General features: G+C 66.1%; 23 protein-coding genes. All 23 read left to right on the top strand.

The window, feature by feature from the left end; translation table 11 throughout:
* Window positions 1-2 precede the first annotated feature (2 nt).
* Complete coding sequence (locus tag AC6H0N_RS08560; RefSeq protein ID WP_497573673.1) at window positions 3-455, top strand: hypothetical protein; 453 nt, start codon at window positions 3-5, stop codon at window positions 453-455.
* A complete protein-coding gene (locus AC6H0N_RS08555; protein ID WP_497573672.1) occupies window positions 452-910 on the top strand; it encodes a hypothetical protein in 459 nt (152 codons plus the stop codon). Before AC6H0N_RS08560 ends, AC6H0N_RS08555 begins: the two co-directional genes overlap by 4 nt.
* A gap of 76 nt (window positions 911-986) precedes the next feature.
* On the top strand, window positions 987-1,202 hold the full coding sequence (locus AC6H0N_RS08550; RefSeq protein WP_497573671.1) for a phage head-tail joining protein: 216 nt from the start codon (window positions 987-989) through the stop codon (window positions 1,200-1,202).
* Window positions 1,199-2,662, top strand: coding sequence for a phage portal protein (locus AC6H0N_RS08545; protein WP_497573670.1), 1,464 nt, complete (start codon window positions 1,199-1,201; stop codon window positions 2,660-2,662). Before AC6H0N_RS08550 ends, AC6H0N_RS08545 begins: the two co-directional genes overlap by 4 nt.
* Window positions 2,663-2,702: 40 nt before the next feature.
* Window positions 2,703-3,824 carry a head maturation protease, ClpP-related gene (locus tag AC6H0N_RS08540; protein WP_497573669.1) on the top strand — a complete coding sequence of 374 codons (1,122 nt, stop codon included), beginning with the start codon at window positions 2,703-2,705 and terminating at the stop codon, window positions 3,822-3,824.
* A gap of 15 nt (window positions 3,825-3,839) precedes the next feature.
* Window positions 3,840-4,472, top strand: a complete 633-nt coding sequence (locus AC6H0N_RS08535; protein ID WP_497573668.1) for a head decoration protein — start codon at window positions 3,840-3,842, stop codon at window positions 4,470-4,472.
* A 36-nt stretch (window positions 4,473-4,508) separates the two neighbouring features.
* A complete protein-coding gene (locus AC6H0N_RS08530) occupies window positions 4,509-5,507 on the top strand; it encodes a major capsid protein (protein ID WP_497573667.1) in 999 nt (332 codons plus the stop codon).
* Window positions 5,507-5,806, top strand: a complete 300-nt coding sequence (locus AC6H0N_RS08525; protein WP_497573666.1) for a hypothetical protein — start codon at window positions 5,507-5,509, stop codon at window positions 5,804-5,806. The genes AC6H0N_RS08530 and AC6H0N_RS08525 overlap by 1 nt, the downstream gene beginning before the upstream one ends.
* Window positions 5,803-6,507, top strand: a complete 705-nt coding sequence (locus AC6H0N_RS08520) for a phage tail protein (RefSeq protein WP_497573665.1) — start codon at window positions 5,803-5,805, stop codon at window positions 6,505-6,507. The genes AC6H0N_RS08525 and AC6H0N_RS08520 overlap by 4 nt, the downstream gene beginning before the upstream one ends.
* The gene (locus tag AC6H0N_RS08515) at window positions 6,504-6,977 is read left to right on the top strand and encodes a hypothetical protein (RefSeq protein ID WP_497573664.1); all 474 of its coding nucleotides are present in this window, start codon (window positions 6,504-6,506) and stop codon (window positions 6,975-6,977) included. Before AC6H0N_RS08520 ends, AC6H0N_RS08515 begins: the two co-directional genes overlap by 4 nt.
* A 113-nt stretch (window positions 6,978-7,090) precedes the next feature.
* On the top strand, window positions 7,091-7,888 hold the full coding sequence (locus AC6H0N_RS08510) for a phage tail tube protein (RefSeq protein WP_497573663.1): 798 nt from the start codon (window positions 7,091-7,093) through the stop codon (window positions 7,886-7,888).
* Window positions 7,889-7,956: 68 nt separating this feature from the next.
* Complete coding sequence (locus tag AC6H0N_RS08505; RefSeq protein ID WP_497573662.1) at window positions 7,957-11,100, top strand: phage tail tape measure protein; 3,144 nt, start codon at window positions 7,957-7,959, stop codon at window positions 11,098-11,100.
* The gene (locus AC6H0N_RS08500; RefSeq protein ID WP_497573661.1) at window positions 11,100-11,495 is read left to right on the top strand and encodes a hypothetical protein; all 396 of its coding nucleotides are present in this window, start codon (window positions 11,100-11,102) and stop codon (window positions 11,493-11,495) included. The genes AC6H0N_RS08505 and AC6H0N_RS08500 overlap by 1 nt, the downstream gene beginning before the upstream one ends.
* Entirely contained in the window at window positions 11,492-14,977 is a 3,486-nt protein-coding gene (locus tag AC6H0N_RS08495) for a hypothetical protein (RefSeq protein ID WP_497573660.1), read from the top strand. Before AC6H0N_RS08500 ends, AC6H0N_RS08495 begins: the two co-directional genes overlap by 4 nt.
* Window positions 14,978-14,994: 17 nt before the next feature.
* On the top strand, window positions 14,995-15,396 hold the full coding sequence (locus AC6H0N_RS08490) for a hypothetical protein (RefSeq protein ID WP_497573659.1): 402 nt from the start codon (window positions 14,995-14,997) through the stop codon (window positions 15,394-15,396).
* 1 nt (window position 15,397) lies between these two features.
* Window positions 15,398-16,393 carry a LamG-like jellyroll fold domain-containing protein gene (locus tag AC6H0N_RS08485; RefSeq protein ID WP_497573658.1) on the top strand — a complete coding sequence of 332 codons (996 nt, stop codon included), beginning with the start codon at window positions 15,398-15,400 and terminating at the stop codon, window positions 16,391-16,393.
* Window positions 16,390-17,028, top strand: a complete 639-nt coding sequence (locus tag AC6H0N_RS08480; RefSeq protein ID WP_497573657.1) for a hypothetical protein — start codon at window positions 16,390-16,392, stop codon at window positions 17,026-17,028. The genes AC6H0N_RS08485 and AC6H0N_RS08480 overlap by 4 nt, the downstream gene beginning before the upstream one ends.
* The gene (locus tag AC6H0N_RS08475; protein WP_497573656.1) at window positions 17,025-18,695 is read left to right on the top strand and encodes a hypothetical protein; all 1,671 of its coding nucleotides are present in this window, start codon (window positions 17,025-17,027) and stop codon (window positions 18,693-18,695) included. Before AC6H0N_RS08480 ends, AC6H0N_RS08475 begins: the two co-directional genes overlap by 4 nt.
* On the top strand, window positions 18,688-18,912 hold the full coding sequence (locus tag AC6H0N_RS08470; RefSeq protein WP_497573655.1) for a hypothetical protein: 225 nt from the start codon (window positions 18,688-18,690) through the stop codon (window positions 18,910-18,912). Before AC6H0N_RS08475 ends, AC6H0N_RS08470 begins: the two co-directional genes overlap by 8 nt.
* 91 nt (window positions 18,913-19,003) lie before the next feature.
* Window positions 19,004-19,339 carry a hypothetical protein gene (locus AC6H0N_RS08465; protein ID WP_497573654.1) on the top strand — a complete coding sequence of 112 codons (336 nt, stop codon included), beginning with the start codon at window positions 19,004-19,006 and terminating at the stop codon, window positions 19,337-19,339.
* The gene (locus AC6H0N_RS08460) at window positions 19,339-19,830 is read left to right on the top strand and encodes a glycoside hydrolase family 24 protein (protein ID WP_497573653.1); all 492 of its coding nucleotides are present in this window, start codon (window positions 19,339-19,341) and stop codon (window positions 19,828-19,830) included. The genes AC6H0N_RS08465 and AC6H0N_RS08460 overlap by 1 nt, the downstream gene beginning before the upstream one ends.
* A 73-nt stretch (window positions 19,831-19,903) precedes the next feature.
* Window positions 19,904-20,191: a hypothetical protein gene (locus tag AC6H0N_RS08455; RefSeq protein WP_497573652.1), complete on the top strand. Its 288-nt coding sequence runs from the start codon at window positions 19,904-19,906 to the stop codon at window positions 20,189-20,191.
* A gap of 3 nt (window positions 20,192-20,194) precedes the next feature.
* The gene (locus AC6H0N_RS08450) at window positions 20,195-20,635 is read left to right on the top strand and encodes a hypothetical protein (protein WP_497573651.1); all 441 of its coding nucleotides are present in this window, start codon (window positions 20,195-20,197) and stop codon (window positions 20,633-20,635) included.
* Window positions 20,636-20,650: the final 15 nt, after the last annotated feature.

Below are 20,650 nucleotides of genomic sequence, written 5' to 3'. Positions count from 1 at the left end.
CTGTGGATGCAAACCTTGAAACCGCGCTGCACTTCGCCCTTGAGGCGGGCGACCTTGATTCGCTGTGTGCGCTGGCCCGGCAGGAACAGCGCCGGGCCGACTTTATGCTTACGCTGCTTGTGAGCGTTCTCGATCAGGTCGGATCCGTAACCGTTCCCCCTCGAACCGACGTTGGCGCCATTCCGCCCGATGCCGTTTCGGTTGAGGCGACTGAGGAGGGCATCGTCGTGAAGTCCTCGAAGAAGTTCGAGGCGGACAGGTTTCCTGCTGAGAGCCTTCTGCGCCATCTGCTTAATAGCCATTTCAGCGTGCATCCAGACGGATCGCTGCATTGGGGCTGGATAGAGAGCACGCCCATGCGTGAAATTGAAAGTGTCGAGTTTGAAACCGCGCTCAAGCGATTTATCTTGGACCCGCCCCGCTACACGCCTTGGCCAAGGGGGATTAAACCGTGAGCCACGCCCACCCCCACCGCGCCGAAATCCTGCTCGCGCTGCGCGCGCGAGACCCCGGCTGCCCCATGAGCGACGAAGACCTGCTGCGCGCCTCGGGCAACCAGGAAGCCTCGCCTCAGTGCTTTACGATTCGCAGCGGATACCTCCGCTCCCGCGTCTGGGAAGAGGGGCCTATGCGGCTGCCCAGCGATCCCGGAAACGCTGACGAGGTACGTCGCATCCTGCGTGCGCGAGACCCCGGCTGCCCCATGAGCGAAGAGGATCTGTTGCGCGCCACGGAAGGCACACTCTGGCGTGCTTCGCGCGAGTTCGGGCTGGCGTTCCGCGATGTGTGGCGCGCCACCGGATTTGAAGAGCTGATGCTGCGCATGATGGGCGCGCCCCGCTGGGTCTGGATCGCCCTGACGGTGCTTTTCGTAGTGGTGATCTTCACCGCACCTCGCTCCGGCCAGTAGCGCTCGGACATCCGCCCACAGGCGCGGCCGCGTCCGCGTCTTCACCCTGTGAGCTGTTCCCTTGTGAGCAGCGCACATGTCCGTCACCCAGGCCGATCTAGACGCCCTTAATGCCGCCATCGCCCAGGGCGAAAGCCTTGTCCGCAAGGCCAACGGCGAGACGGTGCAATACCGCGATGTGGATCAACTGATCCGCGCGCGCAACGACGTTGCCGCGCAGCTTGCCGCCCAATCGACCACCCGCCGCCCGCGCATCACGCGGCTGTATCACGCCGGGCGGGGCTTTCGATGAGTCGCAAGCGCAGCCGCAACAAAGCCACCGCAACCAGCAAGGCGCCCGCCGCCGTATCCACCGCGCCCGGCTTGGCCGTGGCCAAATACGACGGGGCAGGGCACGGCCGGCGCATGCGCGGGTGGAATCCGCCGCGCAGCGGCCCCAACCGCAGCATGGCCGGAATGGAGACTTTGCGCGCCCGCGTGCGCGACACCATCCGCAATGACTGGGCCGGTGCCGCCGGTGAGCGGGTGTGGACCACCAATCTCGTTGGCACCGGCATTGTGCCGCGCCCCAAAACCCGCGATCCCGAGCGCAAGGCGCTGTATCAAAGCCTGTGGGAAGCCTTTGTGGAAACCAGCGATGCCGACGGCGTGCTGGATTTCTACGGCCAGACCACGCTGGTGACGCGTGCCTATATCTCGGGCGGCGAGTGCTTTGCGCGCCAGCGCCCGCGCCGCGCGGACGACGGCCTGACCGTGCCACTGCAGATTCAGGTGCTTGAGTCCGAGATGCTCCCGCACCTCGATTCCGACGCCTGGCCCGACCTGCCGCGGGGACACCGCATCCGCCAGGGCATCGAGCTCAACCGCATCGGGCGCCGCACGGCGTACTGGTTCCACCGCGAACACCCCGGCGAACGTTCGGCCGGTTATGGCGCCAGTGATCTGGTGCGTGTGCCGTCCGATGAAGTCATGCACATCTATGAGCCGCGTCGCCCCGGCGCCTTGCGCGGCGTGAGCGACTTCGCCACCGTGCTGGCCCGCCTGCGCGGCATCCTCAACATGGATGACGCGGTGCTTGAACGCCAGGCGCTGGCCAACCTGTTCGCGGTGTTCTTCACGCGTGACGCCATCGAGAAGTCCGACATCAATCCTCTCACCGGCCAGCCCGTGGAGTATGACGACGACGGCACGCCCATTGCCGGCCTGGAGCCGGGCAGTGGTGTGGAGCTGCCGCCGGGCATGGATGTGAAGTTTTCCGAGCCCCCCGACGCGGGCGCCAACTACGGCGACTTCATGCGCAACGCCAACCAAGGCACCGCGTCGGGCTTCGGTGTGCCGTATGAGTTGCTCACCGGCGACCTGCGCGACGTATCCGACCGCGCTCTGCGCGTGATCCTCAACGAGTTTCACCGCCACTGCGAGCAGCGGCAGTGGCAAATCCTCATCCCCCAATGGTGCAAACGCGTGCGCAACGCGTGGGCGCGCGCCTGCGTGCTTGCCGGCCACATCGGCCCCGGCGACTTTGCCGAAGCCTGCGCCGTCACCTGGTCGCCGCAAGCCTGGGCCTACCTGCACCCGGTGCAAGACGTGGACGCCCGCATCAAGGAAATCGACGCCGGCATCCGCAGCCGCTCCAACATCGTCGCCGACCGTGGCGACGATGTGGAAGAGACCGACGCCGAGCGCGCCGAAGACGCTGCGCGCGAAGAGCGCCTCGGCTTGGGACATCCGCCCACAGGCACCACGCAATAGCGGCGCGGAGACTGCGCCCAACTACTACGGAGAACGCCCCGTGAAACGTACTGCCTGCATTGCACTTGCCGAAGGTGGTGGCTTTGCCACCCTGACCCTGCGCGGGTTGATCGGTGTGAACTGGACGGCCACGGCTGATGAAGTCTCGTGGTTCCTCAAGCAGCACCCGAACGTCGAGACCATCAAGGTCTTCATGAACTCGATTGGCGGCATCGCGCACGAGGGCTTGAGCATTCACAACATGCTGCGCGCCCACCCGGCACGCATCGAAGGCATTGTGGAAGGGGTTGCCGGCAGCGCCTGCAGCGTCATCGCCATGGCCTGCGATCACCTCGCCATGTACGCCAACGCGCTGATGCTGGTGCATGGCACCAAGGTTGTGGACGCCGATGACTGGAGCGTGGAGATCGACACGCCGGAGGCGCAAGCCGCCCGCCGCGCATTTGACGAATCCCTGGTCGAGACCTACTCAGCCCGCACCGGCAAGAGCGCCGACGAGATCCGCGAGTTGATCGCCACCGACACCTGGATGACGGCCCGCGAAGCGGTCGCAGCCGGCTTTGCTGACGAAGTGATCGAGCTGCGGCAGCCGGAAGAAGTTGAGAGCGACGAGGCCGTGACGGCCACCAGCCTGTATGCGGTGCTGGCCAAGTCGGCCGACATCCCGGCGGAAGTGCTTGCACGTGCCGAAGCTGAGTCTGCGCCGCCTGCCCCCACCCCCGAACCCGCAACCTCCGAAGGAGGTGATCCATCGCCCGAGCCGGCCATTGCCGACCCGGCGCCCGAACCCGAGCCCGAGGCCACCTTTGCCGCGCAGGTCAATGCGCTGGCTGTGGCCTCCGGGCTGGGTGATCACGTGGGTGCGTGGCTGCTCGATGGCGATCTGACCAACGTGGCCCAGGCCCGCGCCGCCATTGCCGAGGCCCGCGAAGTGCGCGACCTCTGCACCTTCGCCGGCAAGCCCGAAGCGGCCGTGCAGTTCATCCGCAAGCGCGTTTCGATGGCCGAAGCCCGCGCACAACTCATCAACACGGTGGCCGACGAGAGCGATACGCGCGTCATCGACCACCACCCGAGCACCAGCAAGCCGCCCCGTTCCGCTGCGCCGGCGGCTGTATCGACCGCACGCATCTGGGCGCAGCGTCGCAACCCCTCTCAATAACCCTGGAGAGCAGCAATGACCATCCTGCAAGAATCCATCCGGGCCGGCGAGTTCCTCCTTTCCGAGGCTAACGGCTCAATCTCGCGCGAGCGCATCACCGTCAATGCTGGTGCTGGCAAGTTGGTTGCCGGCACCCTGATGGCGCAGCGCGCTTCCGCCAACAGTGGCACCCCGACTGCCGTCGGTGGCAACACCGGCAACGGCACCATGGGCACCGTCACGGTGGGTAATGCCGCCATCACCGGCACCTACACCGTCACCATCACCGAAGAGGCCGCCAACGGCGGCAGCTTCGTCGTCACCGACCCGCACGGCAACGAAGTGGCCGAGGGCGCAGTGGCGGTGGCCTTCAGCGCCGGGGGCCTCGCCTTCACGCTGGCCGACGGCTCGACGGACTTTGACGTTGGCGACGCCTTCACCATCGCCGTCGTCGCCGGTAACGGCGAGTGGGTCGGCTATGACGACGACGGCACCGACGACGGCCGCCGCACTGCCAAGGGCATTCTGTACAGCACGGTGGACGCCACGCTGGCTGACGCCCCGGCGGTCATCATCGCCCGCCATGCCGAGGTGCAGGGCGAACTGCTCACCGGGCTGGACGCGGCCGGCACTGCCGACCTTGCCACCCTCGACATCATCGTCCGCTGATCGCGGCGCAACCCCTCAGACTTCAGGAGAACTGCAATGCCGGCACTGGACATTTTCGAGGACGACGCTTTCGCCCTCACTTCGCTCACCAACGCCATCAACGAGTCGCCCCACACACCGAAAATGCTCGGTGACGCCGGTATCTTCGAAGAAGAAGGTATCAATACCACCAAGTTCTCGATCGAGAAGGAAGGCTCCACCCTTTCGCTGGTTCCGGCCGGCGTGCGTGGTGAGCCGGCCAAGCCGGTTGCGGGAAACAAGCGTGTGATGGTCGAGTTCAGCACGATCCACCTCCCGCAGCGCGCCTCCATCCTTGCCGACGAGGTGCAGGGCGTTCGCGCTTTCGGCGAAGAGACGGAAGTTGAAGCCGTCATGGCTGTGGTGCAAAAGCGGCTGAACAAGATGCGTCGTGACCTCGATGCCACGGTTGAGCACCTGCGCATCGGCGCCATCAAAGGCAAGATTCTGGACGCCGATGGAATCACCGAACTGCTCGACGTCTATGCCCGCTTCGGCCTCACGCAGATCAGCGTGGCGATGGCGCTGGGTTCCGACGGCACCAACGTCCGCGGCAAGATCACGTCGGCTATTCGCAAGTCTGAGGACGAGATGGGCGACCAGGCGGTGGGTGGCTACGTGGGTTACTGCGGCGACGCCTTCTTCGATGCGTTCGTGGGCCACGCCAAGGTGGAAAAAGCGTGGGAGCGCTACCTGGACGGCCAGCAACTGCGATCCGACGTGCGCCGTGGCATGGACTTCGGCGATGTAACGTGGATCAACTACCGCGGCAAGGTCGGCGCCAACAAGTTCGTTGGCGACGATGATGCCTATCTGGTCCCTGTTGGCGTGCCGGATCTGTGCCTCACCAAGTACGCCCCGGCGGACTACATGGAAACGGTGAACACCAACGGTTTGCCGTACTACGCCAAGCAGGAGCCGAAGCCCATGAACAAGGGCATCGACCTCGAAGCGCAGTCGAACCCGATCTGCCTGCTGACCCGCCCGACCGCCGTCATCAAGCTCACCCGCAGCTGATGGCCTCCCGTGCTGCAGCCGCCCAGGCTCGCGGCACCCTACGCCTCCTCGCGCACTTCGGCGAGGGGGCGTTATTGCGTGTTGATCGTGTGACGGTGGTCATCAGCCGCGCCGTTGAGCTGTATGGCGATGGCGGGGTAGTGGAGCGCGTGGTTACCACGGCCAGCTTTCTGCCGTCGGCGCAGCCTCGGGCGCGTGATGCGCTGGTGCTGGACGACGGTGGCGAGCAATTCACGCTCGACGTACCGTTGGAGCGTGCGGACAAGTACCTGCTCGATTGGGTGCTGGTGCCGGCATGAAGATCACCCCCACCGGTTTCGACCAGCTGAAGAAATCCGCCACGGCCATGCGGGCTGTACCGGAGGCTGTGGAGCGTGCGCAGTTCCGCGCGCTCAACACCGTGGCCGAACGCGTGATGGTGCTGGCGCGCCGCGACATCGGCGCTGAGATGAACCTCACGGCCAGCTACATCCGGCAGCAGATGAAGCTGCTCAAGGCGGCCCGCGGGAAGATGTTTGCAGTGATCAAGGTGCGCCGTCGGCACGTAACGCTTGCTCGCTACGGCGCGCGGCAGCTCACCCGCAGCGCACCGCGGGCGCGTGGCGATGCACTGCGCGGTATTGGTGCCAGGCGCAAGCAGGGCGGTGTATCTGTGGCGGTGAAGCGGGGCGGCCGCAAAACCCTTTCCGGCGGCTTTCTGTTGCCGCTTCGTGCGGGAAAGGTTGAAGGTGGCAACGGCATGGGCTTGTTCATTCGCGAAGGGGGCAGCGCCGGCCTGGCCGCAGAGAACGCCGGCGGGCAGGTGGGCGAGCAGCGCGGCCCGCTCTTCTCCAGCCGCCGCAAGGCCACGAAAGACGGCGACATCCGCCACCTGTACGGCCCCAGCCCGTACCAGATGTTCACGCGCTGGAAGGAAGAGAAGGTGCCCGACATCAACAAGATGCTGGCCGAGGCCTTCCGCTCTCAGCTCCGATACGAACTCAAGGGAAGCCGCAAATGAGCGAGCCCATCAGCCGCGCCGATGCCATTGCCGAGGCCATTCGAGCCCGCCTTGCTGTGATCACGCAAGACAACGGCTACCACACCGATTGCGGCGCAAACGTGTTTCGTGGGCGCCGCGCCGTGCGTGCAGACCAGGTGCCCGCTCTGGTGCTGGTGGAAGAAGAGGACGACATCGCCGACCAGCGCGGCACGAGCCTCTTCGCCCGCTTGCCCTTCACCGTGCATGCAGTGGCCGAGGTCACGCCCGATACCGAATCGAGCACGGCGCATGCTCTGGTGGTGGATCTGAAACGCTGCCTGTTTGACCCTGAATGGGTGCGATCGCTCACCGATGCGAAGCTGATCGACTCGCGCTTTGGCGTGGGCTACACGGGCCGCGTGATCAACCCGCGCGACGAAGGCGGCAACGTCATCGAGGTGATGGTGCGCCTGCGTGTCTGGTACGCCGAAGACCTCACGAGCCCCTGATCAAACCGTGATGCCGGGCGGACATCCGCCCACAGGCGCTGCTGTCTCCACCCGCCGAGCATGAGGGCTGCACATCCCAGCCCCGCGCCCGGCGCGACTTCGGAGACATCACGATGGCTATCACCCAAACGACCGACCAGTACCAGATCCCGCGCGGCGAAGTTTTCTTCGACCCGGAAGACACCAACGGCCAACGCACCGGCGAGCGCCCCTTCGGCAACTGCCCCGGCTTCACCGTGAACGTCGAGAGCGAGAAGGCCGAGCACTACAGCTCGCGCCGCGGCCTGCGTGAGAAAGACGCCTCTGTGACCATTCAGGTCAACCGCACCGGCAACCTCACCTGCGACAACATGGTGGGCGACAACGTTGCGCTGTTCCTGGCTGGCTCGGAAGAGGAAGTCGTGCAGTCCGCCGACCCGGTGGCCGATGAAGAAATCGACGGTGTGATTGCAGGCCGCTTCTACCAGCTCGGCCAGAGCACGATGAATCCGGGCGGCGCCCGCAACGTTTCGTCCGTGGTGGTGGAAGACGACACCACGCCCACTGCGGTGGTGTTTGACCTGACCGACGACTACGAGCTGGACGCCGCCTCGGGCCGCATCCGCATCGTGCCGGGCGGCGCCATCACCGACGGCACCAATCTGCGCGTTTCCTACAGCAAGACCTCCACGACCTGGCGCCGCATCAAGACGGGTGCCGAGTCGGAACTGCGCGGCGCGCTGCGCGTGATTGCCGACAACGCCTCGGGCGAAGACCGCGACTGGTACATGCCCAGCGTCACGCTCACGCCGTCGGGCGAAATTCCGGTGATCGCCGACAGCACCGACTTTGCCAGCATGGGTTTCTCGGTCGAGATTCTCAAGCCGGCAAACGGCGAAGCCATCTACGTCGACGGCCGACCGGTCACCTGATCCCGGCGAAAGACCAAAGCGCCTCCGGCTTCGGGGGCGCTTGAGCCTTTCGCTGGAAGCGTGCCCGCATGGCCCTCATCGACTCCTCTGATGTCGAACTGCGCATTGCCGCCTCCACCAGCGGCCAGCAGCAGGTCGCCACTCTTGCCGCCGAGCTCGACGAGCTGGCGAGCAAAGGGGGCGAGGCCGCACCCCAGTTTGCCGCCCTGGCTGCCGAGCTGCGCAAGCTCGACAACCAGCAAAGCCTCATCCAGCAATTCACCCTGCTCAAGAAGGAAACCGGCGAAGCCGGCAAGGCACTGCAGACCGCGCAGGAGCGCGCGCAGAAGCTCGGCCGCGAAATGGCGGCCACCGAGGCCCCTTCGCGCAAGCTGACCAACGAGTTCAACCGCGCCCGTAAGGAAGTGAAGGACTCGGCCACGGCGCTGGAACAGAAGCGCCTGGCGCTGCAGAACGTGCGCGGCGCCATGACTACGGCGGGCGTGGGCACCACCGATCTGGCGCAGAAGCAAGCCGCTCTGCGCACGGCGCTCGAATCAGCCAGCACCCGCGCACGGGAAATGGCCACGCGCATGACCAGCGCCGGCCGCGAGACGGGCGCAGCTGGCAAGGAAATCGACAAGGCCGGCAAAGCCTCTGACACCACCGGCAAGAAGGTGGAGCGCATGGGCAAGCAGGCCGAGCGCACCGGCGGCATGTTCAGCAGCCTGCGCGCCCGCGTGCTGGCCGTGGCCACCACCATCGTCACGTATTTCGGCGTGCGGATGTTCAATGAAGCCACGGCCAGCGCGGCGGACTTTGAAGAGCAGATGGACAAGGTGGCCGCCGTAACGCGGGCATCTGCCGAAGAAATGGTGATGCTCCGCGCTGAAGCGGATCGCGCCGGCACCGAAACCCGTTACACCGCAACCGAAGCCGCCGTGGCGCTGGAGAACCTGGCGCGCGCCGGCTTCAACGCAAGCGAATCGGTGGCCACGCTGCCGGCAGTGCTGGCGCTGGCCCAGGCCAACAGCATTGAACTGGCCGAGGCATCGAGTCTGGTGACGCGTGCCGTGCGCGGCTTCGGGCTGGAGGTTACGCAATCCGGCCGTGTGGCCGACGTGCTGACCGAAGCCGCTGCCCGTGCCAACACCACCGTCACCGGCCTGGGCACGGCGCTGGCGTTTGCCGCGCCGACAGCGCAGTCGCTCGGCCTCTCGCTGGAAGACACCGCCGCCATCATCGGCAAGTTCGCCGACGCCGGCATCGACGCCAGCCGCGCCGGCACGGCACTGAACGCAATCCTCTCGCAGTTCAGCGACCCGGCCAGTACCTTCCGTAACGAGCTGGCCGCCGCGGGCATTACCACCGGCGACTTCAACCTGGCGTTGCGGCAGCTGGCAGAGGCCGGCCCGCGCGGCGCCAAAGCCATTGTTGCCGTTGGCCGCGAAGCCGGACCCGCCTTGCGCGCTTTGCTGAACCAGGGCGTTGCAAGCCTGGACGACCTGAGCGGTGCACTTGATAAAGCCGAAGGCTCAGCGGCGCGTGCCGCCGCAACGATGGACGGAAACCTGCGGGGCGCATGGCGCGGCTGGCTCTCGGCGTGGGACGCCGGCCGCCGGGCGCTGCTCGACCCCTTGCTGGAGCCGCTGACCGATCAGATTCGCGGCTTCTCGGACCGCATGCGAGAGCTGGTCGCGTCGGGCGCCATTACGCGCTTTGGAGAATCGGTGGCCAGTGCATTCGGTGCCGCTTCCAAGTGGGTGGCTGAATTCATCGAGAAGGCCGACTTCAGCGGCATCAAGAAATCGCTGGAGGATTTCACGGGCAGCAGTGGCACCGCGTTGGGTGACCTCGGGGCTCGTGTGACGCGCGTGGGCGATCAGCTCTCGCTCGTCGTAAATATCTTCAAAGCCGGCGGCGCCATCATCGTCGCCGCCCTGTTCAAGGTTGCCGAGGTCGGCGCCATCATGTCCGGGGCTTTTGCCGGGTATGCCAGCACGATATCTGGCGCGCTTTCTCGGATGATCCCGCTCGATACCATTTCGAGCCAGCTGCGCTCGGTCAGTGACGAGGTGAAGCTTCAATCCGAGGCGCTGTGGGGGATGGCCGACGAGTATGGAAAGCGCTCCAAAGCAGCCTTTGATGTTGCGGCAGACGCATCTATCGCCTCGGGTGCTGCCTGGGAACGGTTGGGGGCGTCCGTCGAGAAAACGACGGAGGCCACAAAATCTTCGAACGAAGCCACCGTTGACCTTATCGCGCAATCTGACGCAGCTCGCGCCCGCCTCGAAGCGTTGGGCGAAGGCTTCGAGTACGTCGACGGCGTTGTCCAGAAGGCCACCGAATCCACCAAGGCCAACACCGACGCCGCCAAGAGCAACGCCACCGCGCTGGACGAAGCCACCGCCAAGGCGGAACAGGTGGCCGCCGCCTACCAGCGGCTCGGCGTCGAGAGCACCGAGGCGCTAAAGCAAGTCGCCGCCAATGCCAAACGTGACTTCCTGACCATCCGCGACAGCGGCACGGCCAGCGCCAGAGATATTCAATCGGCATTCACCGCATACGCAGAGAAAGCGGTTGATGCCAACAACGGTGTCGCGTCAGCCGCGTTGAAGGCAGAGGCCGGGCAAAACGGCCTGAAGTTGGCGGCCGACGCTGCAGGCCGCGTCACCGTCACCAGCATGCGTGAGGCGGCCGCCGCCACCGCTGCGCTGCGCGGCGAGGCCGAAGACGCCGCCAACGCGGTAGCCATGATCGGGCAGTCCGCCGATGACGCGGCCGCTTCTATTGATGGCGTGACCAGCAGCATTCAGGGCGCCCGCACGGCTGAATCGGGCGGCAGCTCTGGCGGCGGTGCCGGGTGGGATTTCTCGGACCTGGTGCAAGAGGCGGAGCGGGCAGGGGGCGATGAGCTGCGTGAGCGGGTGCTCGATCTGATCAACACGAATTCTGCGCGCGTGAATCGGAGCCGCGCGCGCGGTGTGCGTGGGTCTATCTACTCGGAAGAGGCAGTACGGTCTGAAATTTCTCGCTTGATTTCCGTCTATGCGGCCGCCGCAGCCACGCCGGCCGATGCGCCGCAGTCTGCCCGCACGGCAACTCAGGCGCCAACGGTGCATCGGGTTGATCTGAACATCAACGGGCGCAGCACGCAGCTCAACTTCGCCGACGCCGACAGCGCTACGCGCCTCGTGCGCGAGCTTGAGGCGCTGCAAAGGACGGCGGCCTGATGGACGTGCATCTGCTCGAATCCGTCGAACTGGACGCCGGCCTGCTCTGGACCGACGAGTTCAACTGGCGCCCGGTGGAATCGGTGTCTGAGCGATCGGTTACCGGCCAGCTCGTCGTTGATGTGGCTGAGCGTATCGATGGCCGCCCGATCACGCTCGAAGCCACCGAAGACCACGGCTGGATCACCCGCGCCACGCTGCTGGCGCTTTACGGCTTGGCCGAGGCGCAGGGCGCTGTCTTCACGTTCGAGCACGCAGACGGTCGCAGCTTTCCCGTGATGTTCGCGCCTGGTGGCGAGCCCATCAGCGCCCGGCCCGTCGCCCGACCCGAACTCCCCCTTGCCGACTGGCCTTATGTGGTCACGCTGCGGCTCATCGAGGTTACCGCCCCATGACCATCACCCCCGCTGATATCCAGCTACTTGAATCCGAGCGCATGCGCGACACGCCTGACGGCGGCGGGCGCATGACGCAGAACGCCATCACCAGCGGCGTGGTGGGCAATATCTATCCCAAGGTGTCGCGAGTCGATGCGGTGTATGGCCGCGTGAACTTGCGCAAGATCTTCCTTGCGGTGCGCACTGCCACGCTGGAGATGTACGGCGGTGCGCACGCGATCATCACCGACCCGCCCGACAACCCGCTTATTTCCTGCGTGCTGTTCTCGACGGGCAGTGCATTTGACACCCGCACCCAGGCGCGCAACCGCATCGAGTCGTATGTGGTGGCGGGGCCGCTCGCGCAGATGCGCGTGTATGGCACGCAGCTCGTTGGTCAGTCTGCCGTGCTTGCCTATATGCGCGAGGAAGACCCGCTGCCGGAAGTGGGTGATGCGTTCGTGCTTTCGATCGAGGGTGGCGGGCAGGCGGCCGCGCAGCAGTTTGTGCGCATCACTGATATTGACCACAACGTCAGCACCTTCACTGACACGCAAGGCGAGTTCCGCCGCCGAGTGGTCACGCTCAAGATTTCCACCCGCCTGCAGCAAACGTTCCAAGGGACCGAGCCGTCCCGTTATTCGGAAGATCTGAGCGTCACCAAGCTGCGCATCACCACCGTGGCCGATGCCTCGAACTATTATGGCATTGCCCCGCTGGCTGAGCCGGTCGAGGCCGCCGACCTGGATGTTCGCCTGAGCAGCGTATTCGCCGCGTTGGTGCCGAGCACGCAGCGAGAGACGGCGATCAGCATGGCCAGCGCTCCGGGTGCTTCTATCGTTGAGGCGACGGGTGGTGAAGTGCTGTTCGACACCATTCCCGTTACCGGCGACCAAGACGACCTGCGGCGTTGGCCCCGGGCTGTTGTGCCTGGTTCTGTTCGCCTCGCTTCGTCGGCCGACAATGGTGCTGGCGTTCTGGCTCAGGTGGCCTCGCTTGGTTTTACCGGCCAGCTTCAATATGAGTCGGGGTTGCACGCGATTTCCCGCGGGAATTGGGACGGCAGCGATCCGACTCGCGGCAATGCCTGGGCGGTGCCGGCGGTTTTCATGTCTGCCACTGCGCACACCAAGGCGGTGCCCGTAACGCTGGCCACGCGCGGCACCGTATACGCCGAGACCGTGAGCCCCGCCCCAGCCCCTGGCACTTTGCTTGTGGAGTTCCGCGCGTTGGGGCGGTGGTACACCCTGCGCGACAACGGCTCTGGCGAGCTGGTTGCCGCCAACCCCAATGAGGGCACGGGCTCGGTGGATTACGTCACAGGCGCGGTTGTGGTCACCTTGGGCGCACTACCCGATCTGGATAGCGCGGTGCTTTTCACCTGGGGCAGTGCGGTGCATTACACCGTGCGGGCTGGGGCTACGTCCGACGCGGCCACTGCGCTGGTGCTGGAGTGCTCTCTGGCGAATTCCCCGGTGGTTCCGGGTAGTGTGACGCTTACCTACAACGTAGGCGGCGCGCCGCGTAGCGTGACTGATTCTGGCGCTGCCGGGCAACTGACCGGCACCGGCGTGACCGGCACCATTGACTACGCCACGGGGCAAGTGGTGCTGCGCTTCACCACGCCGCCTGACCGCGCAGCCACCATTCTGTGCGACTACACGTGGCGTGATGGCGCCGACCTGTATAGCGGTACCGCCGCAACGGTGGTTGCCGGCAGTTTCACTGTGTCTGGCTCAGGCCCGTGGCGCAACGGTGGCACCTTCTCTGCGGATCTGACCGACACCGCGGTGGATGGTGATTGCTACATCACCAGTGGCGGCCAAGTGCGTATTCGCGGCCGCCGCGTCGCCCCGCAAAACGCCACGGTGGATCGGCTCGCCTGGCAAGACCAAGCCGTTGGCAGCTTCAATGCCACCACCGGCGTTGTCACGCTCACCAGCATCAGCGCCGAACAGACAACGTACAACGATGCCAGCGCGCCAGACACCTGGATTCGCAAGCCGGTCACGCTCACTATCGCCGCCGTCAGTGATATCCGCGTGGAGCGCGACACTGCATCTTTCGACCCGCTGGACGTTGAGGCGGAAGAGGTGGATGCGGCTGGCCTCGGGCTCACGCTGGATCTGACCGCCACCACTCGCGACTCCATCGTGCCGGGGTCGCTCATCGTCAACATTACGGGCGCTCAGTACATTGACCGCGCCGGCACCCTGGTGGCCAATGTATCCCCATCCACCGGCCTCGGCACCCTTGCCGGCACCATTGACTACACCACCGGCCGCGCCACGCTCAACTGGTGGGCCGACAACGTAGCGGTTGGCATCAACGTGCGTGCGTGCCTTACCAGTTACGGCACATTCACTGCCACCGAAGCGCACTTTCGTACTGCTGGCAGCCCATTGCGGCCTGCCAGCACCTTTGTGCAAGTCACCGCCGCTGATGGCGACCCGCTCACCGGCGTAGCCGACCAATCGGGCGCCATCACCGGCGCCCACATGCGGGGTCAGGTCTCGCAAGAAACCGGCGTAGTGGCCGTGGAATTTGGCCAGATGGTAGGCGGCGCCTGGGTGCAGCGTGCCGTCTTCCCCGGCACGCTGCGCTACAACTGCGTGGTGCTCACCAACCTGCCGCTTGATGCCGCCATTCTCGGGCTCGACCCCGTGCGGCTGCCGTCTGATGGGCGCGTGCCGATCTTCCGCCCGACCGACGTTGCGGTGTTGCACAACACCCAGCGCACGGCGCTCACCAACCCGGTTGAGGCGGGCGAAACCTACAGCGCCGGGCGCACTGATCTGGCAGTGCTGCATCTGGAAGACGATGACGGCACCAAGATTGCCGCCGACCGCTACCTGGTGGATCTGGACGCCGGCACCGTCACCATGGCCGCCGATTGGAGTGGGGCAGGTGTCGCTCAGCCGCTGGTGGCCGTGCATCGAGTGGAAGACATGCTGCTGGTGTCTGACGTGCAGATCAACGGGCAGGTCAGCTTCGCAGCGCAGGTGTCTCGCGACTACCCCACGGATGGAACTTACCTCTCCAGCGCCCTGTTGTTTGGCGACCTGCAAGCTTTGGTCACCAGCCTGTTTGACCAGCAGACCTGGACCAACGTTTGGTCAGACGCGCGTATCGGAAGCGATGCAGCCGGCCAGTACAACGACATCGACAACCCGGTGGAAGTGATCAACGAATCGGCCGTGACCGAGCGTTGGCGCATCACCTTCACCAGCCCCACTGCATTCCAGGTGTTTGGCGAAAACCTTGGCCAGATCGCCAGCGGCAACACCGGCGCTGACCTTGCCCCAATCAACCCCGTTACCGGCGACCCGTACTTCGTGCTGCGTGCAGATGGTTGGGGTGGCGGCTGGGCCACCGGCAACACATTGCGATTCAACACCGTGGGTGCCAATGGCCCGCTTTGGGTCGCCCGCACCATCCTCGCCGGCGCCACGCTCGAGGGCGACAAGTTCGACCTCGAAGGCCGCGGCGACGTTGATTAACTCAGGAGACTTCACCCATGCCCGCCCCCGCAACCTATGAATACTCCGCGGCCGTTTTGGTGGCTGCCCACTCCGCGATGCGCGATGTGATCGACGCCGAGAACGTGGCGGAATCGGGTGTGGCCGTACTGAATATTTACAGTGCCGCCGACGTGCTGGGCGCCAGCATCCCGCTGGACGACCCTTGTGGCACGGTGAATGGAACGACTGGGCAATTCACCTTCGCGGCCACCAATCGCGAGGAAGAGGCCCCGGCGACCATCACCCCCGCGTATGGCGAATTCTGCGACGCCGCCGGCGTTCCACACTTGCGTTTGCCGGCCGAGATTGGCAACGAGCCGGTAGCGGGCAAGATCGTCCTCAACGCCACGATCGTAGCCGGTGGTCCGGTCGAGCTGGTCGCTGCGGTGGTGGGCTGAGATGTCAATTCTCTGGACGCCTGAGCAGATCACCACTGCGCTTTGGTTGGATGCGGAGGATGGCGGCAGCTTTACGCTGACGGCGGGGGCGGTCGATGAGTGGCGCGATAAAAGCGGGAATGGCCGTCACGCTTCCCCGGCAACAGCGAATAAGCCGGCGCGGGTTTCTGCTCGTCTGAATGGATTGCATGGTGTTCACCTCGACGCCGCGAGCGTGACCAGGGCTTTGATTACCCCGTCTTTCGAAAACCCGTCCGGTGCTGATGGTGTTTCGGTGTTTATGGTGATCGAGCGAACGGGTTCACCGGTCGCCTTCAGTTCCCCGCTGGTCAAAGGGGCTACCAACGCGCAGTGGTCGGCGATTTTTGCTTCGCCCGCAAACAATTCAATCAGCTACCTGCGCAACGACACGGGCGGCGGCAATACGGCCGTTAGTGGTGTTGGCGCGATTCCCTCCGCCCCCTGGCAATATGGCGGCACGCTCTCGAATGCCGCCATTCGGCAGTACGGCAACGGCACCGTTTTGTCCGGTTCTGCCGGCTCTGGTACGCGCTCATTTGGGGCCGCGTCGGCCTTAACCATTGGCGGCTCTCCGGATTCTTCTTATGCGGCGAACCGATTCGAGGGCTATCTGCATGAAGTGATCGTGCTGCACGACGATGCAGACGATGAAACGCGGCAGATTATCGAGGGTTATCTCGCCCACAAATGGGGGCTCGCTGCAAATCTGCCAGCGCTGCACCCTTACAAATCATCCGCACCTGCAGTAATCGGGGTTTCGGGTGTCGTGTTGGACGACGCTGGCGAACCTGCGCAGCGCACCGTGCGCGTGTACCTGCGCAGCACTGGCGCGCTGCTCGAAGAAGTGCAGAGCGACCCGACCACTGGAGAATACAGCGCAGTCACCACGGCGGCTGATGAGGTGCTGGTGGTGGTGCTCGATGATGCTGCCGGTGACCTCCACAACGACCTGATCATGCGGGTGTTGCCCGAATGAGCTACACCCGCCCGCCCTTCAATGCGGCAGATGCCACGTGGCAGGGCGCCAGCCCCTACACACGGCCGTCGGCGGATGCGGCGGACGCTACATGGCAGCTGGCAGGCGCGTCCACCGTCGAGGCGTTGGTTTCCGTGCCGTCGCCGCTTGGCGTGCCGGGCGGGCTGGTGGGCGTGGTGTCGCCGGAGGCGGTGGGATGCGTGGCTGCGGTGCCGTCACCGCTCGGCGAGCCCGCGGCTCGGGGTGTTCATGTTGGGCAGGTGGTTGCCTTGGTGCCGGGGCCGCTTGGCATTCCGTCCGCCCGCGGCTTTGCGGTGCCGGTGGTGTTGGCCGCGATACCCAGCCCGCTGGGCGTGCCGGTGCTCGACGCCATCGTGCACCGCTACGAGCTGGCCGGCGTTGTGCGCAACCAGGGCGTGCCGGTGGATCGCCGGGTGCGCGCTTACTTACGCAGCACGGGTGCGCTCGCGGGGCAGGTGGATACCACAGCCAGCGCCTTTAGGCTGGAAGTGGGTTTTGAGTCGGCCGAGTTCTACCTGGTGCCGATTGATCTTGATTCCGAAGCCGACGACTACGCGCCGCCGTGCGCCAACCGCGTGGTGTCAGAGCTGGTGCGCGACGAGGTGGCGGCATGACGGCGCAGCTCGGGCGCAGCATCACGCTCAACTACGGCCCGCAGCCCGCCCAGGCGCAGGCTGGCCGGGCGCTAGTGCTCGATGCAGCCGCTGCAGGCACCGCTCGGCGCGTGGCGAAGCGGCTCTCCGCACCGTGGGTGCGCACCGCTCCCAGCATCAGTCCGATCCGCGCTGTAACCCCCGGCACCGCCCGCCGCGACGTATCCACCCGCGCCCCCTGGCTGCTTGCCACTGCCCAGCGCAGCGCAACGCGCAGCGTATGGCGCGTGAGCGCGCAAGCCGACCGGTCAGCCCGCTCGCCGTGGGGGGGGGGGCAGCCGCTGCCCCCGCGCGGCTTGGGCCTGGCGTGGGGGGTGAGTGCCCCCGCCGACCAGGCCGGCGTTATGCCGTGGGGCAGTTACGCAGCCCGCCCGGCGGTGCAGGCGGACCCCGGTTGGGGACACACGCAGCCGGCTGACCGATCCGCGATCGCGCCGTGGGGCGTGGCTGACCCGATTGACTTGGCGCTGCGTGCGCCACACCCCGCCGCGCTGCCGGCCAGCGGGCTGTACGTGATTCCCTGGGCGCGCTTCGCCCGCGCACTCAACCCCGGCTGGGGCGTGGTCACGCCGCCCAATGAGCCGCCCACCAATGAGGACGGCAGCGTCGTGGTGCCGATCCAGAGGAGCTACATCGTGGTGAACAACGTCACCCTCGTGCGCGTGGACAACGCGCTGGCCATTCACGCGCTGTCGCTGCAGCCCCGCATTGACGCCGGCTCATGGGGCTGGGGCTGGTCGGCCACCGTGCAGGGCGTGTATCTGCCCGACCTGCGCCCGAGCGGCCCCGGCGCCCCGGTGGAGCTGGAAGCGCAGATCAACGGCGTGGTGTGGCGCCTGCTCGTCGAGCGCATCACGCGCGACCGCAGCTTCCCGATGGACCGCCTCAACCTCACCGGCCGCGGCATCGCCGCCGAGCTGGCCGAGCCGGCCGCGCCGGTGCTCAGCCGCGACAACACCGGCGGGGCGGCCACCGCCCAACAACTTGCCGAGGCCGCGCTCACCATCAACGGTGTGCCGATTGGCTGGACGCTGGATTGGCAGATTGCTGACTGGCTGGTGCCGGCCGGCGCGTGGGTGCATACCGGCACGGCCATGGAAGCCGTGGTGCGCATTGCGCAGGCCGCCGGCGGCTACGTGCAGGCCGACCCGCTCACCAAAACGCTGCACGTGCTGCCGCGCTACCCCGTGTTGCCGTGGGAATTCGCCGCGGCCACGCCCGATTTCATCCTGCCGGCGGAAGCCACTACCCGCGTGAGCACCGAGTACGTCGAGAAGCCCGCCTACAACGCCGTGTATGTGAGCGGCGGGGCGATTGGCGGCGTGCTCGGGCAGGTCAAGCGCACCGGCAGCGCTGGCGACATGGTGGCGGAAATGATTGTCGACCCGCTCATCACCCACGCCGACGCCGCCCGCGGTCGCGGTGAGGCCGTGCTGGGCGACACCGGCGAGCAGCAAATCATGCTGGTGGAAACCCCCATCTTTGACGAGATCGGGCTCTACCCGGTGGGCAGCCTGGTCGAGTGGGTCGAGGGCGAAGACCCGCTGCGCGGGCTGGTGCGCGGCGTGAGCGTGCCCACGCAGGGCGCCCGCGTGCGCCAGGTGCTGGAGCTTGAATGCCATGAGTAACGTATTCCACGCCTTCCGCTCACTGCTGCCGCGCACCCCGCGCCTCGTCGGCACCGTTGTTGCCGTGAATGGCAGCGAGTGCCGCATCGAGCTGGACGACGGCGCGCTGCACACCGCCCTTGGCACCGCCGCCGTAGATGACCGCGTGTATTTCCGGCCCGACGGCGCCATCGAGGGCGACGCGCCCGATCTGACCGTGACGGTGATCGAGATATGAGCGCGCCTTTCCGCCCCCTGGGCCTGATCCAGATCGCCCGCCGCGTGGCTGCGTGGTGGCGCAACACACACCCACCGACGAGGACGCCGAAATGCCCGAAATGACGCCCGAAGACCGCCGGCGCCTGACCGATATTGTGGACGCTCAAATCTCCGCCCGGCTTGCCGACCACGAAACCCGCCAGAAGGCCAGCATGGACGAGGGTTTCGAGCGCGTTTGCTCGCTGGTGCGCAGCGGCTTCCCAGGCGGCGACCCCGCTGAACACCGCAAGGCGCATGAGCAGATGATCGAGGCGCATCGCGAGCGCATCGAGTTCTATCGCGAACTGCGCAAGCAGCTCGCCAGCAAGGCAGTGCTCGGGGTGTTGGGCGTGATCATGATGGCGCTTTGGTATCTCGCCAGCCACAAGATCCGGAGCGGCGGGTGATGAGCGCGCGCACCCCCAGCCTGAGCGCCAACCTGCGCGCCTTCCTCGACACCATTGCGGTTGCTGAGGGCACGGCCGCCATCGGTGATGACGGATACGACGTGATCGTCGGCAGCACGCCTGCGCGCCCGATCCGGTTCCGCAGCTACGCGCAGCACCCGAACGTGATCGTGGGCTTCCGCTACCAGTCGGGCAGCACCGGAGAATCCACCGCTGCCGGGCGCTATCAGATCCTGCACCGCTTTGCCGAGCACTACATGCGCCAGCTCGGCCTGGCTGACTTCGGCCCCATGGCGCAGGACGCCATCGCGTTGCAGCTCATCCGCGAATGCAAGGCGCTGGAAGACATTGAAGCCGGCCGGCTTGACGACGCCCTTGCCAAGTGCCGCACCCGCTGGGCCAGCCTGCCCGGCGCCGGCTACGGCCAGCACGAGCAAAGCCTTGCCAAGCTGCACACCGCCTACACCCAGGCAGGCGGGGCGCTGGCATAGATCAACGGGCGGCACACCAAACCGGGGCGTTAGGGACAGCGCTACCGGGCCGCCCACCACACAGGAGCAAGCCATGCGACACACCTTCCTGATCGCCGCCCTCTGCGCTGTGACGCTGGTCGGCTGCAACACCTTCACCGGCGCCGACGCCGGCCTTCGCGTTACCGACCTGCGCGCCGGCGGCATGGTATCCGCCGTCACCGGCGACGCCGGCGGGGTGGCCGTGCATCAGTGGGGCAAAGATGCCGCATACGCCGACGTGCTCATCGTGCAGCGCAGCGATCGCGGCACGGTCGTGGTGCGATCGGGGGCGTTCAAGGCGGCGGAAGTCGAGGCGCTGCTGCCGTCGGTGGAGGAGTAGGGCATGCAGCCGTCGCCCAACTGCATCGCCTACATCCGCGGCATCAAGTACCAGCTCGCGCATGACTACACCGTGCAGACGCCCATCGTCGGCGCCACGATCATTCACGACTACTTCGTGCTGCGAGCCGATGGACTGCTGACCGTCCGCAAAGGCTACGCATGGGACGGCCCGAGCGGCCCGACGTTCGACACCGCATCGAGCATGCGCCCATCGCTGGTGCACGACGTGTTCTGCCAGGCGATGCGCCTCGGGCTGCTCGATGTGAAATATCAGCGTGCAGTGCATGAACTGTTGCACACACACTGCGTTGAAGACGGCATGTGGAAGTGGCGCGCCAACCTATGGCGGCGCGCCGTCATTGCTGCCGATGGCGGCAACCCCGACCAAGGGCCAGACCGACAGATTCACTACGCCCCCGCGCTTGTGCACCGCGCCCGATGATCGATCAGATGGACG

The sequence above is a fragment of the Pseudazoarcus sp. NS34 genome, from assembly GCF_059703725.1.
The sequence above is the reverse complement of the archived record's forward strand: the minus strand, read 5'-3'. Positions and strand labels throughout refer to the sequence as shown.

Coding starts and splice junctions, on each gene's coding strand:
- AC6H0N_RS08550 (WP_497573671.1), top strand. CDS start 987: ATGTCCGTCACCCAGGCCGATCTAGACGCCCTTAATGCCGCCATCGCC.
- AC6H0N_RS08545 (WP_497573670.1), top strand. CDS start 1,199: ATGAGTCGCAAGCGCAGCCGCAACAAAGCCACCGCAACCAGCAAGGCG.
- AC6H0N_RS08535 (WP_497573668.1), top strand. CDS start 3,840: ATGACCATCCTGCAAGAATCCATCCGGGCCGGCGAGTTCCTCCTTTCC.
- AC6H0N_RS08530 (WP_497573667.1), top strand. CDS start 4,509: ATGCCGGCACTGGACATTTTCGAGGACGACGCTTTCGCCCTCACTTCG.
- AC6H0N_RS08525 (WP_497573666.1), top strand. CDS start 5,507: ATGGCCTCCCGTGCTGCAGCCGCCCAGGCTCGCGGCACCCTACGCCTC.
- AC6H0N_RS08520 (WP_497573665.1), top strand. CDS start 5,803: ATGAAGATCACCCCCACCGGTTTCGACCAGCTGAAGAAATCCGCCACG.
- AC6H0N_RS08515 (WP_497573664.1), top strand. CDS start 6,504: ATGAGCGAGCCCATCAGCCGCGCCGATGCCATTGCCGAGGCCATTCGA.
- AC6H0N_RS08510 (WP_497573663.1), top strand. CDS start 7,091: ATGGCTATCACCCAAACGACCGACCAGTACCAGATCCCGCGCGGCGAA.
- AC6H0N_RS08505 (WP_497573662.1), top strand. CDS start 7,957: ATGGCCCTCATCGACTCCTCTGATGTCGAACTGCGCATTGCCGCCTCC.
- AC6H0N_RS08500 (WP_497573661.1), top strand. CDS start 11,100: ATGGACGTGCATCTGCTCGAATCCGTCGAACTGGACGCCGGCCTGCTC.
- AC6H0N_RS08495 (WP_497573660.1), top strand. CDS start 11,492: ATGACCATCACCCCCGCTGATATCCAGCTACTTGAATCCGAGCGCATG.
- AC6H0N_RS08490 (WP_497573659.1), top strand. CDS start 14,995: ATGCCCGCCCCCGCAACCTATGAATACTCCGCGGCCGTTTTGGTGGCT.
- AC6H0N_RS08485 (WP_497573658.1), top strand. CDS start 15,398: ATGTCAATTCTCTGGACGCCTGAGCAGATCACCACTGCGCTTTGGTTG.
- AC6H0N_RS08480 (WP_497573657.1), top strand. CDS start 16,390: ATGAGCTACACCCGCCCGCCCTTCAATGCGGCAGATGCCACGTGGCAG.
- AC6H0N_RS08475 (WP_497573656.1), top strand. CDS start 17,025: ATGACGGCGCAGCTCGGGCGCAGCATCACGCTCAACTACGGCCCGCAG.
- AC6H0N_RS08470 (WP_497573655.1), top strand. CDS start 18,688: ATGAGTAACGTATTCCACGCCTTCCGCTCACTGCTGCCGCGCACCCCG.
- AC6H0N_RS08465 (WP_497573654.1), top strand. CDS start 19,004: ATGCCCGAAATGACGCCCGAAGACCGCCGGCGCCTGACCGATATTGTG.
- AC6H0N_RS08460 (WP_497573653.1), top strand. CDS start 19,339: ATGAGCGCGCGCACCCCCAGCCTGAGCGCCAACCTGCGCGCCTTCCTC.
- AC6H0N_RS08455 (WP_497573652.1), top strand. CDS start 19,904: ATGCGACACACCTTCCTGATCGCCGCCCTCTGCGCTGTGACGCTGGTC.
- AC6H0N_RS08450 (WP_497573651.1), top strand. CDS start 20,195: ATGCAGCCGTCGCCCAACTGCATCGCCTACATCCGCGGCATCAAGTAC.